Genomic DNA, 12432 nt, shown 5'->3' with positions numbered 1-12432 from the left:
GTACGCCTCCGGAAGCGGCGGATGACCTACGCTGGGTCGGGGGTCACGCCGGTCAGCTTGGCGGTCAGATCCCACAGCTTGCGGCCGGTCTCGCGGTCCAGCGCGGCGCGCAGCGGCGGCACCACCGTGGGGTTGCCGCGGATGCCGCGGAACAGGCGCGGGCCGATGTAGTCGCCCCCGTTGACGTCCGGCGCGGTGGCCGCGATCAGGGACGGCAGCGCGCCCGTCCGGACACCCTGCGCGATGAGCAGGTCACCCAGGAAGGTCACCCCGCCGACGACCTTGCGCACGACCGGGTGGCCCTGCGCGTTGGCCATGTTCGAGTTCAGGCTGGTGGCCGTGTAGCCGGGGTGGGCGGCCACGCTGATCACGTCGTCACCGGCGGCGCGCAGGCGGCGGTCCAGCTCGAGCGCGAAGATCTGGTTGGCGATCTTGGACTGCGCGTACGCCGCGGCCGGGTTGTAGCGCCGGTGCTCGAAGCCCGGGTCGTCGAAGTCGACGCGGCCACCGGTGGCGGCGAGGCTGGACAGCGTCACCACGCGCGCGTCCGTGCCGCGCCGGAGGGCGGGCATGAGCAGCCAGGTCAGCGCCGCGTGCCCCAGGTGGTTGGTGCCGAACTGCAGCTCGAAACCGTCCTTGGTGCGGCCCTTGGGGGCGGCCATCAGGCCGGCGTTGTTGATCAGGACGTCGAGCCGGCCGCCCGTGATCTCTTCGGCGCGCTGCGCGGCCGCGCGCACCGAGGCGAGGTCGGCGAGGTCCAGGGAGATCAGTTCGGGGGTGACCGCCGCGCCCGCGGACACGGTGCGCAGGGCCTGCTCGCCGCGTTCCGGGTTGCGGCAGGCGATCAGCACGCGCGCGCCCTTGGCGGCGAGCACCAGCGAGGTCTGCAGACCGAGGCCGGAGTTCGCGCCGGTGACGAGAACCGTGCGACCCGTCTGGTCGGGGATGTCGGCCTCGGTCCAGGTTTTCATGCCCGAGATAGTAGAGCGACGCGAAGCGTCACCGTTGAGGGCGGCGGTGGGAGACGGGCGGGCCCTAAAGAGGATCAAGCGCTCGGGGCCAGCATCCGCAGCAGGCGGTTGAACGGCCGCGCGGGGCGCAGGCCGGGGCCTTCGGTCAGCAGTGCCTCGAAGGCGGCGCCGACCTTGGCGACCTCGTCCACCGGCTCGTCCGGCTCCGCGAGCCCGGCGGCGACGGCGAGCATCGCCTGCTCGGCGCGGTGCGCGGTCTTCAGCGCGGGGTAGGAGTCGCGGTGGGCGGCGACCACCTCGTAGAGGGTGCGGTCGCGTCGCACGGCCGCGGTGAACGCCCGCTTGACCGCGTCCACGTGGTCGTCGTGCTCGCCCATGCCCTCGGTCTGGGCGCGCAGGTGGCCGCTGAGCAGCTGGGTCCACCGGTAGTGCAGCGCGGCCACGAGGTTCTCGCGCGTGCCGAAGGCTTCCGCGGCTCCGGGGATCTCGTCGAAGGGCAGCCGGCCCTGCGGGTCGCGGGCCGCCGCGGTCAGGACGGCGTCCAGGATGTCGCGCCGTCGGTAGAAGTCGTTCCAGCTCATGGGTCCTCCACTCTTGTGACCCCGGCCATACTCTGGGTTTGAAGCATACCGTCGGTATGGTGCCGACACCGCGAACATACCACGGGTATGGAAACGGAAACCGGCGTAAGCTTGTGAGCGTGGTGACAATGCGGTCCAGGCGTCTCGACTATTCGGAGTCCACGCGGTCGGCCCTGGTGAACAGCGCGGTGGAGCTGTTCACCAAACGGGGTTACGCGAGCACTTCGCTCGATGAGGTCGCCAAGCGCGCCCGCGTCACCAAAGGTGCCCTGTACCACCATTTCAGTGGAAAGCAGGCGCTCTTCGAAGCAGCGTTCGAGAAGGTCGAGAGCCGGGTCTTCGGCCGCCTGGAAGAGATCATGGGCGGCAGCGGCACGCCGTGGGAACGGGCGCTGGCCGGGCTGCGTGAGTTCATCTCCAGCTGCCTCGACCCGGCCTACCAGCGCATCGCGATCCACGAGGCGCCGGTGGTGATGGGCTGGGAGCGCTGGCGGGAGGCCGAGGACAGGGCGAGCTTCGGGCTGATCCGCTCGAGCCTGGAGGACCTGATCGAGGCGGGCGAGGTGGACGAGGTCCCGGTCGAGATCACCGCGCGGCTGCTGTTCGGCGCCCTGCACAGCGCGGCGACCGAGATCGCGAGCTCACCGGACCCGAAGAAGGTCGGCGCCCAGATCGAGAGCGTGATCGTGCAGCTGCTGCACCGCGTCCGGCGCACCTGAATCGATATGGTGGGCTCGTGGACCTTCGGATTTTCACTGAGCCCCAGCAGGGCGCGAGCTACGACGACCTCCTCCGCGTCGCCAAGGCGACCGAGGACAACGGCTTCGACGCCTTCTTCCGTTCCGACCACTTCCTGAAGATGGGCTCGGCCTCCGGGCTGCCCGGCCCGACCGACGCCTGGGTGACCCTCGGCGCGCTGGCCCGCGAGACCTCCCGCATCCGGCTGGGCACGCTGGTCACCGCCGCGACGTTCCGGCACCCGTCGGTGCTGGCGATCTCCGTGGCGCAGGTCGACCAGATGTCCGGCGGCCGGGTCGACTTCGGTCTCGGCTCCGGCTGGTACGACGCCGAGCACCAGGCCTACGGCATCCCGATGCCGGAGATCGCCGAGCGCTTCGACCTCTACGCCGAGCAGCTGGAGATCATCACCGGCCTGTGGGAGACCCCCGAGGGCGAGACGTTCTCCTTCGACGGCAAGCACTACCAGCTCGCCGACGCGCCCGGGCTGCCCAAGCCGGCCCAGTCGCCGCGCCCGCCGGTGATCATCGGCGGCGCCGGCAAGAAGCGCACCCCGGCGCTGGCCGCGCGCTTCGCCGACGAGTTCAACGCCGCGTTCGTCGACGCCGGCACCGCCGCCGCCCAGTTCGAGCGCGTGGACGCCGCCTGCCGCGAGATCGGCCGCGACCCGAAGGCGGTCATCCGCTCCGCGGCCCAAGTGGTGGCTGTCGGCAAGGACGACGCCGAATTCGCCCGCCGTGCCGCCGCGATCGGCCGCGAAACCGACGAGGTGAAGCAGAACGGCCTGGCCGGCACCGTCGACGAGGTGGTCGACAAGATCGGCCGCTACCGCGAGGCCACCGGAGTCACCCGGCTCTACCTGCAGGTGCTGGACCTGTCCGACCTGGACCACCTCGAGCTGATCGCCTCGAAGGTCGCCCCGCAGCTGTGACCGCGCCTCCTCCGGTCCTGGGCGCGGCTCAGGGCCGGAGGGCGAACGTCACGCCCGGCGCCGTGGGCGCGGTCTCCTCGCGGCGCAGCCACCGGTCGTCCGACACCGCCAGCTCGCCGTCCAGCGCGGCCAGCACGGCGTCGCGGGCCAGGGGGAGCGCCTCGGCGACCGGGACGTCCCGCTCCAGCTCGAACGACAGCGACGTGACCCCGGCGTCCCGGATCCCGCACGGCACGATCTTGTCGAACGCGGTCAGGTCGGCGTTGCAGTTCAGCTCGAAGCCGTGCATGGTCACGCCGCGCTGCACGCGGATGCCGATGGCCGCGATCTTGCGCTCCGGCCCGCGCTCGTCGGCGGGCACCCACACGCCGCTGCGGCCCTCGACCCGTCCGGTGTAGACACCGAACTGGTCGCACACGCGGATCAGCGCCTCCTCCAGGCGCCGCACGTAGTGCACGACGTCGATCGGGTCGCCCAGCTTCACGATCGGGTACCCGACCAGCTGTCCGGGCCCGTGCCAGGTGATCTTGCCGCCGCGGTCGACGTCGATCACCGGCGTGCCGTCGGTGGGCCGGTCGGACTCCTCCGTGCGCTTGCCCGCGGTGTAGACCGACGGGTGCTCCAGCAGCAGGAGCGTGTCCGGCGCCTCCGCGCAGTCCGCCCGCGCGTTCACCAGCTCCCGCTGCAGCTCCCAGGCTTGCAGGTAGTCGATGGTGCCGACGGTCTTGACGGTGACGGGGGTGCTGGTGGCGCGGCAGGACTTTGGACTCACGTCTGGCAGGTTACGCCGACGTCGTCCGCGACGGCACGGGCTGTGGCGGTAGCAACCGCACCGCCCACCCCGTGAGAAAACCCACGCCGAGCACGCCGAGAACAGCTCCGACGGTGTCGCTGACCCAGTGCACCCCGAGCACCACCCGGCTCGCCGCGCACAGCACGGTGGCGATCGAGAAGAACGTCACGACCCACTTGGTGGCCCGGGGCGCCAGCCACAGGCACAGCAGCGTCGCCGCGAGACCGGTGCTGGAGATCGACACCACGTGCCCGCTGGGGTAGCTGAACTCCGGGTACGCGCGCGGCCGGTCACGGTCGAACAGCGGCTTGAACACCACGCTCACCAGCCGGGTCGTGGCGAGCACCGCCAGCACGCGCAGCGAGACGCCGGCCTGGAAGCGCAGGCCCCGGCGCCAGCACACCAGGATCCCGACGGCCAGCGCGATCGCGAACGTCGCGGGCACGACCGGCCCGAACGCGTCGCTGACGATCTGCGCCACCCGCCCCGGGGTGCCCCGCCACCAGCCCTGCACCAGGCCCGCCACGGCCAGGTCGACGGCGAACGGCGGCCGGGAAACGGCCACGCCCAGCCCCAGGAACAGGACGAAGAACGCGCCGCCGAGCGGGAGCCACCTGGTCAAAGGGCGACCGCCAACGCGCCCTCGAGATCGGTGTGCACGAACGTGAACCCGGCCTTCTCCAGCACCGCGGGCACCGCGCGCTGCGAGATCAGCGCCATCTCGTCGGCCACCTCGCCGAGCGCGGCGCGCAGCGCGATGCCGGGCACCCACCACGGCGCCGGCCGCCGCAGCGCGTGCCCGAGCGCGCGGGTGAACTCGGCGTTGGTCGCCGGTTCCGGGTTGCACAGGTTCACCGGGCCGGACAGGGTCTCGTGCTCGATGAGGAACCGCATCGCGGCCACGTGGTCGCGCAGGCTGATCCAGGGCATGTACTGACGGCCGTCGCCGAGCCGCCCGCCCAGGCCGAGCCAGAACAGCGGCTTCAGCGGCCCGAGCAAGCCGTCCTTGGCGAGCACCAGGCCGGTGCGCAGGTTGACCACGCGCGAGCCGGCCTCGGCCGCCGCGGCCGTCGCCGCCTCCCACGCCTCGCACAGCTCGGCCAGGAACCCCTCGCCCCGGGGTGACTCCTCGGTGACGACCGTGTCGCCGGTGTCGCCGTAGTAGCCGATGCCGGAGGCGTTCACCAGCGTCGGGATCCGGTACTCGGCGACGGCTTCGGCCAGCACCTCGGTCGGCTCGACGCGGCTGTCTCGGATCATCTGCTTGCGCGCCGCGCTCCACCGCAGTCCCATCGGCGAGCCGCACAGGTTGACGACGGTGGTGACGTCTTCGAAGGCGCGGTCGTCGATCCGGCCGGCCGGCGGGTCCCACGAGTGTTCGTCCGCGGCTCGGGCCGGGCGCCGCACCAGGCGGCGCACGTCGTGCCCGGAGTCGCGCAGCGCGGCGACGAGCGCCGAGCCGAGGAGCCCGCTGGAGCCGGCGATCAGTACTCGCATACCCCGATGGTTGCTCACGCCGCCGGTTCGCGCACGTTCCCTCACCGCAGTTGCGGTGAGGGAACGTGGCGTCCGGATCGAGTGCGGTGCCGCGGTCGGTGTGGGGGATGCCCAGCGCCGAACGGGTAGTGCGCCTCCCAGTCGCCGAGCCGCACGGGCTCGTCGGGGTTCAGCCGGCCGCGTTCGACGAACCAGCCCTGGAAACCACGAAGACCCCCTCCTCCAGTTGTTCCGCAATTCCGGAACGCTGGAGGAGGGGGTCTCCAGTCAAGCGGCTACAGACCCAGCTCGTCCTCGAAGTGGCCCTCTTCGAGGCGGTTCTTGATCGTGGTCAGGAACCGGCCCGCGTCGGCGCCGTCGATCAGGCGGTGGTCGTAGGTCAGGGCCAGGTAGGCCATCGACCGGATGGCGATGGTGTCCTGCCCGTCCGCGTCGGTCACCACGACCGGTCGCTTCACCACCGCGCCGACGCCCAGGATCCCGGACTGCGGCTGGTTGATGATCGGCGTGTCGAACAGGGCGCCGTTGCTGCCCAGGTTGGTCACCGTGAAGGTGCCGCCCGACAGCTCGTCCGGCTTGATCTTGTTCGCGCGGGTGCGGGCCGCGATGTCCGCGATCGCCCGGGCCAGGCCGGCCAGGTTCAGCTCGCCCGCCTTGTGGATGACCGGGGAGATCAGGCCCTTCTCGGTGTCCACCGCGACGGCGAGGTGCTCCTCGCCGAAGTAGGTGATCTCCTTCTTCTCCTCGTCCAGGTAGGCGTTGATGTTCGGGTGCTGCTTGAGCGCCTCGACCGTCGCCTTGGCGAAGAACGGCAGGAACGTGAGCTTCACGCCCTCCCGCTCCTGGAAGGCGGCCTTCGCCTGCTGGCGCAGCCGGGCGATCTTGGTGACGTCCACCTCGAACACCTGGGTCAGCTGCGCCGAGGTCTGCAGCGACTCGCGGGTGCGCTGCGCGATGACCTGGCGGATCCGGCTCGCCTTCTGCACGGTGCCGCGCAGCGCGGCCAGCTCCGGCGACGGGGCCGCCGGGGCCTTCGCGGCGGGGGCGCTCGGCGCGGCCGCCGCCGGAGCCTGCGCGGCGGGAGCCGGCGCGCTCTGCTTCTGCTTCGCCTCGGCCGCCGCGAGCACGTCCTGCTTGCGGATGCGGCCGCCGACGCCGCTGCCGGTCACCGTCGCCAGGTCGATGCCGTGCTCGGTGGCGAGCTTGCGGACCAGCGGGGTGACGTACGGGCCGCTGCCGTTGCCGTCGCTCGCGGCCGGGGCGGCCTGCGGCTGCGGAGCCGGCTGCTGGGGCGCGGGCTGCTGCGGCTGCTGCGGCGCCGGCGCCTGCGCGGCCGGGGCCGGCGTCGGCTCGGGCTTCGGTTCCGGCTTGGGCTCCGGCTTCGGCTCGGGCTTGGGCTCCGGCGCCTTCTGCTGCTCCTGCTGCGGGGCGGGCGCGGCGCTCGCGTCGCCGATGATGGCGAGCGTGCCACCGACCTCGACGGTCTCGTCCTCCTGCACGCTGATCTCCAGCAGGGTGCCGGCGATCGGCGAGGGGACCTCGGTGTCGACCTTGTCGGTGGAGATCTCCAGCAGCGGCTCGTCCACCTCGACGGTGTCGCCGACCGACTTCAGCCAGCGGGTGACGGTGCCCTCGGTGACGCTCTCGCCCAGCTCGGGCAGCGTGACCGGCGTGCCCTGAGCGGAACCACTCGGCGCGGAACCGCTCGGCGCGGGCTGCGCCTCCTGCTGCGGGGCGGCCTGCTGCTGCGGCTCAGGCTGGGGCTCCGGCTCGGCCTGCTGCGCGGGCTCCTGCTCCTGGGCCGGGGCGGAACCGCCGCCGGACCCGTCGTCGATCACGGCGAGCTCGCCGCCCACCTCGACGGTCTCGTCCTCCTGGGCGACGATCTTCTGCAGCGTGCCGGCGACCGGCGACGGGACCTCGGTGTCGACCTTGTCGGTGGAGATCTCCAGCAGCGGCTCGTCGACCGCGACCGTGTCACCCTCCTGCTTCAGCCAGCGGGTGACGGTGCCCTCGGTAACGCTCTCCCCGAGCTCCGGCAGTGTGACGGAGAAGGCCATCGTGAATTGACTCCCTTGAATCTTGTCGGCTGCGGTCCGGCTCAGCTGTGCACGTGCAGTGGCTTGCCGGCCAGGGCAAGGTGTGCTTCGCCGAGGGCCTCGGTCTGGGTCGGGTGGGCGTGGATCAGCGGAGCGACGTCCTCCGGGAAGGCCTCCCAGTTGTAGATCAGCTGGGCTTCGCCGATCAGTTCGCCGACCCGGTCCCCGACCAGGTGCAGGCCGACGACCGGCCCGTCCGGCGCCTTGATCACCTTGATCGCGCCGGAAGTCTTGAGGATCTGGCTCTTGCCGTTGCCGGCCAGGTCGTACGTGAAGGTCTTCACGTCGGAGCCGTAGCGGTCCTTCGCCGCCGCCTCGGTCAGGCCCACGGAGGCGACCTCGGGGTGGCTGTAGGTGACGCGCGGGATGCCGGCCTCGTCGATCGCCTTCGGCTGCAGGCCGGCGATCTCCTCGGCGACGAAGATGCCCTGCGCGAAGCCGCGGTGCGCGAGCTGCAGGCCGGGCACGATGTCGCCGACGGCGTAGACGTTCGGCAGGTTGGTGCGCAGGCGCTCGTCGGTGAGGACGAAACCGCGCTCCATCTTCACGCCGGCCTCCTCGTAGCCGTGGCCCGCGGTGTTGGGGCCGCGGCCGACGGCGACCAGCAGCAGGTCGGCCTCCAGCGTCTCACCGGACTCCAGGGACACGGTCACCCCGTTGTCGTCCTGCTTGGCGCCGGTGAACTTCACGCCGGTCTTGAAGTTGATCTTGCGGCGGCGGAACGCGCGCTCGAGCTGCTTGCTGGCGAACTCGTCCTCGGCCGGGACCAGCCGCGGCAGCGCCTCGACGATCGTCACGTCCACGCCGAAGGAGGCCCACACGCTGGCGAACTCGACGCCGATGACGCCGCCGCCGAGCACGACGACCTTCTCCGGGATCCAGTCCAGGGTCAGCGCCTCGTCGCTGGCGATGATGCGGCCGCCCAGCTCCAGGCCCGGCAGGGTCTTCGAGTACGAGCCGGTGGCCAGGATCAGGTTCTTGCCCGTGTACCGTGTGCCGTCCACCTCGACCGTGGTGCCGCCGACGAACGTGCCGGTGCCCTCGACGACGGTGACCTTGTGGGCCTTCGCCAGGCCCTGAAGCCCCTTGTACAGGCGGCTGATGACCCCGTCCTTGTACTTGTGGACGCCGGCGATGTCGACGCCCTCCAGCGTGGTCTTCACACCGAACTGCTCGCCCTCGCGGGCGGTGTCGGCGACCTCGGCGGCGTGGAGCAGTGCCTTGGTCGGGATGCAGCCGCGATGCAGGCAGGTCCCGCCCAGTTTGTCCTTCTCGATCAGGATGACGGACTGGCCCAGCTCCGCGGCGCGGAAAGCCGCGGCGTAGCCGCCGGATCCGCCACCGAGGATCACCAGGTCGGCGCCAGCGTCGCTCACGTCATTTACTCCTCGTTTTACGTCCAAACCCTCATCATCTTGTCACTACGGAGTCCGGCGCTGCGAGGTAGCCGGGTGTGTTAATCGGCGCACTTCTGATCGCCGGGATAATGGCGGGGGAGGGCAGGCGGAGATGAGGTGGTCGAGGTGGGTCTGTTCGACGGTCTGAAGCGCAGACGCGGCGCCGGGAAACCGGGCACGCTGCGCCGGGCCAGTGACGCTGACCTGCGTCATCTGGAGGGCTGGGCGGCCGCGCGGCGGGGCGTCGAGGCGTACGTGGAGCCGCGGACGACGGTCACCGAGACCACGGTCGTCCTCATCGCCCACGACGGCGAATGGACGCGGCGGCGGATCGGCAGCCTGGACGCCGCGCAGCAGTTCGGGCGCAAGCATTCGATCCCGGTCTACGAGGTCGCGAAAGTCGGTTACCCCAAGCGCATGCGCGAATACACAGAGCGGCAGAAGCGCGCGCAGAGCTGATCCGGCCGCACGATGGTGGCCCCGCGCGTGCGGGGCCACCACGTCGCGGTGATCGTCAGCCCTGGTCGGCGATGTCGGCTAGCACCGCGGCGATGGTGCGCACCGGGACGCCCGTGCCGCCCTTGCCGGTGTAGCCCCACGGCGCGCCGGTGTTGAACGACGGGCCCGCGATGTCGATGTGCGCCCACGGCAGGCCGTCGGCGACGAACTCGCGCAGGAAGATGCCGGCGGCGAGCATCCCGCCCCAGCGGTGCCCGGTCACGTTCGCCAGGTCGGCCAGCCGCGAGTCCAGGTCGCCGCGCAGCTCCTCGGGCAGCGGCATCGGCCAGCCGCCCTCGCCGGTCGCCTGCGCGATCGCCGCCACCCGGTCGCGGAAGTCGTCCGAGCCCATGATCCCGGCCGTGCGGTTGCCCAGCGCGACCATCTGCGCGCCGGTCAGCGTCGAGGTCTCGATCAGGTAGTCCGGGTCGTCCTCGGCGGCGCGCACCATCGCGTCGGCCAGCACCAGGCGGCCCTCGGCGTCGGTGTTGAGCACCTCGACGGTCTTGCCGCCGTACATGCTCAGCACGTCACCCGGGCGGTAGGAGGTGCCCGAGGGCAGGTTCTCCGCGAGCGGGATGTTGGCGGTCACCTCGAGCGGGTACTTGAGCTTGGCCGCGAGCACCACCGACGCGAGCACCGCGGCGGCCCCGGACATGTCCGAGGTCATGTGGTCCATGTTCGCGGCCGGCTTGATCGAGATGCCGCCCGAGTCGAACGTGATGCCCTTGCCCACCAGCGCGACCTTCTTGGCCGCCTTCGGGCCCTTGTACGACACGCGCACCAGCCGCGGCGGGCGGGACGAGCCGCCGCCGACACCCAGGATCCCGCCGAAGCCCTTGCGCTTGAGCTGCTTCTCGTCGAGCACCTCGAAGTCGAGGTCGTTGGCCTCGGCCAGCTTGCGGGCGCGCTCGGCGAAGGAGGCCGGGAACAGGTCGTTCGGCGGGGTGTTGATGAGGTCGCGGGCGATGATCACGGCCTCGGCGATCGCGGTCGCGGCCTTCAGCGTGGCCGTGTGCGCCCGCTTGGCGCCCTCGGCGGGCGAGACGAAGTCGACCGCGGCCACCGGCGCGTCGCCCGGCTCGGACTTGTACTCGGTGAACTTGTAGGCGCCCAGCGCGGTGCCCTCCACCGCGGCCTGCAGGTCCACAGCGGACAGAGTCGACACCGCCCGCGCGGTGCCGGCCAGCGCGCGCCCGGCGGCGCCCGCGGCGCGGCGCACCTGCTCGGCGGTCACGGTGCCGTCGTCGGCCGCCTTGCCCACGCCGACGGCCAGCACCACCGCGGCGGGCAGCTTGCCCAGCGTGGGCAGCTTGACGACCTCCTCGGCCTTGCCGGTCGCGCCCACGGTGCCCAGCAGCTCGGCGAGCGTCCCGTCGAAGGCCTCGTCGACGGCCTCGGCACCCGGCGCCAGCGTCACGGCCTTGTCGCCCTGCAGCGTCCCGACCACGACGACCTCGGCCCGGCTCTTGTCGAGCGCGGCGCCGGTGTTCTCGATCAGGGCAAACTTCGGCACGGTCACTTGTGGCTCCTCGCGCATCCATCGACGGTCGTGCCGGGTCGGGTACCCGGCCGGGTAGTGAGCCATGCTAATGAGGACGGAGCCCGGCGGGAGAGGCAGGTGGTGGGCGTGCGGCTGGCGGCGGGGCTGCTGATCGCGCTGGCCGTGGGCGCGCGGGCGGGCGGCTGGTGGCTGCTGGGCGGCGCGGTGGTGGCGGCGCTGCTGGCGTTCTGCGTGCCGCGGCCCCCCGCGCTGGAGCCGAACCCGGCCCGTCTGCTGGCCGCGACGCGCCTGGTCTCCCGGCTCGCGCTGGTGCCGCTGTGCGCCGCGGTGTTCGCCGCCTACCTGTTCCCCGGCCAGGCGTGGGCGGGTGCGGTCGTCGTGCTCGTGATCACCGCCGCCGACGCCGCCGGACTGCGGCTGGCCCGGTACGCCCGGGCGTGGCTGCTGGGCGTCCTGCTGGTGGCCGGCGCCGGGTTCGTGGCGCTGAGCTTCGCGATCGAGCCGGCGCAACCGGTGACCGCGCCGGACTTCACGATCGGCGGGCTGTTCGCGGCGGGCGCGGTGCTGTTCCCGTTGCTGCCCCGGCGCAACCCGTCCTGGCTCGTGGGTTCGGTGCTGGCGGTGCTGGCGATCGGCGCGGGCGCGCTGTACCAGCTCGGCCCGGTGCGGCTGGCCCTGTCCGGGGTGCCCGTCCGCGACGCGCTGGCGGCGCTGGACGGGCAGGTGCTGGATCCGTTGCTGGCCGGGGTCGTCGTGCTGTCCACTGTGCCCGCCGCGCTGCTCGCGCTGGGCCAGGTGCGCGCGGAACTGACCCGGCCGCGGCTGTCCGTCGCGTGTGGACTTATCGCCGCGGTGGTGGCCGTGTTGCTGGAGCCGGACCAGGCGCTGCTGCTGGCCGCCGCGGCCGCGCTGGCCGAGGTGCTGGTCACCGCGGTGCTGTCGATGATCACCGGGATCACCGTGCGCGCGGTGGTGGCGGCGGTACTGGCCGTGACGCTGCTGGCCTGGCTGCCGCCGGTCTATCTACTGGGGACGGTCGGGGCCGTCGCGGCGGGCGCCGTCCTCACGCGACGAGCAGGAACGCCACCAGCGTGATTAGGGCGGTCGCGACCGCGAGGATGATCACCGACTTGGCCGGCAGGTCGCGCGGGAACACCTTCTTGTCGTGGATGCTGCGCCACCACACGATTCCGAAGATGCCGCCGACCAGGCCGATGATCCCGCCGAACACGCCGAGCAGGGCGTAGCCGAGGAGCGTCAGCTCACCCACCGCGAAGGTGAGCAGGACGGCGGTGACGAACGTCTTGACGTCGGAGGCGGGTCCGGCGGACACCGAGTTCGGCGTGGCGGGCTGCGGCATGTTGGCGGTCACGCGGTCATGGTAGGGGAGTAGGCGATTCTCGGAAGTCCAACTAACCGTTAT

The 12432-nt window shown here is 72.0% G+C and carries 13 protein-coding genes; 4 read left to right on the top strand and 9 right to left on the bottom strand.

What is annotated here, in order from left to right; genetic code table 11:
* Window positions 1–26 precede the first annotated feature (26 nt).
* Both IE290_RS22775 and IE290_RS22770 read right to left on the bottom strand, forming a co-directional pair.
* On the bottom strand, window positions 27–971 hold the full coding sequence (locus IE290_RS22775) for an oxidoreductase (protein ID WP_191246706.1): 945 nt from the start codon (window positions 969–971) through the stop codon (window positions 27–29).
* 74 nt (window positions 972–1045) lie between these two features.
* Window positions 1046–1552 carry a hypothetical protein gene (locus IE290_RS22770; RefSeq protein ID WP_191246705.1) on the bottom strand — a complete coding sequence of 169 codons (507 nt, stop codon included), beginning with the start codon at window positions 1550–1552 and terminating at the stop codon, window positions 1046–1048.
* A gap of 128 nt (window positions 1553–1680) precedes the next feature.
* On the opposite strand from IE290_RS22770, the gene IE290_RS22765 reads away from it, so the two are divergent.
* Both IE290_RS22765 and IE290_RS22760 read left to right on the top strand, forming a co-directional pair.
* Window positions 1681–2271 (top strand): TetR/AcrR family transcriptional regulator, encoded by a 591-nt coding sequence (locus IE290_RS22765; RefSeq protein ID WP_191246704.1) that lies wholly within the window; start codon window positions 1681–1683, stop codon window positions 2269–2271.
* A 17-nt stretch (window positions 2272–2288) separates the two neighbouring features.
* Entirely contained in the window at window positions 2289–3221 is a 933-nt protein-coding gene (locus IE290_RS22760) for an LLM class F420-dependent oxidoreductase (RefSeq protein ID WP_191246703.1), read from the top strand.
* Window positions 3222–3249: 28 nt separating this feature from the next.
* Here the strand turns inward: IE290_RS22760 and lipB are convergent, their stop codons facing one another.
* The 5 genes from lipB to lpdA form a co-directional block, all read right to left on the bottom strand.
* A complete protein-coding gene (lipB, locus tag IE290_RS22755) occupies window positions 3250–3993 on the bottom strand; it encodes a lipoyl(octanoyl) transferase LipB (RefSeq protein WP_373300498.1) in 744 nt (247 codons plus the stop codon).
* Window positions 3994–4003: 10 nt separating this feature from the next.
* Complete coding sequence (locus tag IE290_RS22750) at window positions 4004–4636, bottom strand: phosphatase PAP2 family protein (protein ID WP_191246702.1); 633 nt, start codon at window positions 4634–4636, stop codon at window positions 4004–4006.
* Window positions 4633–5511 carry a TIGR01777 family oxidoreductase gene (locus IE290_RS22745; protein ID WP_191246701.1) on the bottom strand — a complete coding sequence of 293 codons (879 nt, stop codon included), beginning with the start codon at window positions 5509–5511 and terminating at the stop codon, window positions 4633–4635. The genes IE290_RS22750 and IE290_RS22745 overlap by 4 nt, the downstream gene beginning before the upstream one ends.
* A 275-nt stretch (window positions 5512–5786) precedes the next feature.
* Complete coding sequence (gene sucB / locus IE290_RS22740) at window positions 5787–7571, bottom strand: 2-oxoglutarate dehydrogenase, E2 component, dihydrolipoamide succinyltransferase (protein WP_191246700.1); 1785 nt, start codon at window positions 7569–7571, stop codon at window positions 5787–5789.
* 41 nt (window positions 7572–7612) lie between these two features.
* The gene (gene lpdA / locus IE290_RS22735) at window positions 7613–8986 is read right to left on the bottom strand and encodes a dihydrolipoyl dehydrogenase (protein ID WP_191246699.1); all 1374 of its coding nucleotides are present in this window, start codon (window positions 8984–8986) and stop codon (window positions 7613–7615) included.
* Between the two features lie 138 nt (window positions 8987–9124).
* Between lpdA and IE290_RS22730 the strand changes: the two genes are divergently transcribed.
* Entirely contained in the window at window positions 9125–9466 is a 342-nt protein-coding gene (locus IE290_RS22730; RefSeq protein ID WP_191246698.1) for an oxidoreductase, read from the top strand.
* Between the two features lie 55 nt (window positions 9467–9521).
* On the opposite strand, the gene IE290_RS22725 is transcribed toward IE290_RS22730, so the two are convergent.
* Window positions 9522–11027: a leucyl aminopeptidase gene (locus IE290_RS22725; protein WP_191246697.1), complete on the bottom strand. Its 1506-nt coding sequence runs from the start codon at window positions 11025–11027 to the stop codon at window positions 9522–9524.
* A 108-nt stretch (window positions 11028–11135) separates the two neighbouring features.
* Here IE290_RS22725 and IE290_RS22720 point away from each other — a divergent pair, with 108 nt between their 5' ends.
* On the top strand, window positions 11136–12104 hold the full coding sequence (locus tag IE290_RS22720; RefSeq protein WP_229874655.1) for a hypothetical protein: 969 nt from the start codon (window positions 11136–11138) through the stop codon (window positions 12102–12104).
* On the opposite strand, the gene IE290_RS22715 is transcribed toward IE290_RS22720, so the two are convergent.
* Window positions 12073–12381, bottom strand: a complete 309-nt coding sequence (locus IE290_RS22715) for a hypothetical protein (protein WP_373300497.1) — start codon at window positions 12379–12381, stop codon at window positions 12073–12075. The two genes, IE290_RS22720 and IE290_RS22715, sit on opposite strands and share 32 nt — an antisense overlap.
* Between the last annotated feature and the right edge of the window lie 51 nt (window positions 12382–12432).

It is taken from the genome of Amycolatopsis deserti, assembly GCF_014653945.1.
GTDB classification, from domain to species: Bacteria; Actinomycetota; Actinomycetes; order Mycobacteriales; family Pseudonocardiaceae; genus Amycolatopsis_E; species Amycolatopsis_E deserti.
This window is presented reverse-complemented; position numbering and strand designations above follow the sequence as displayed.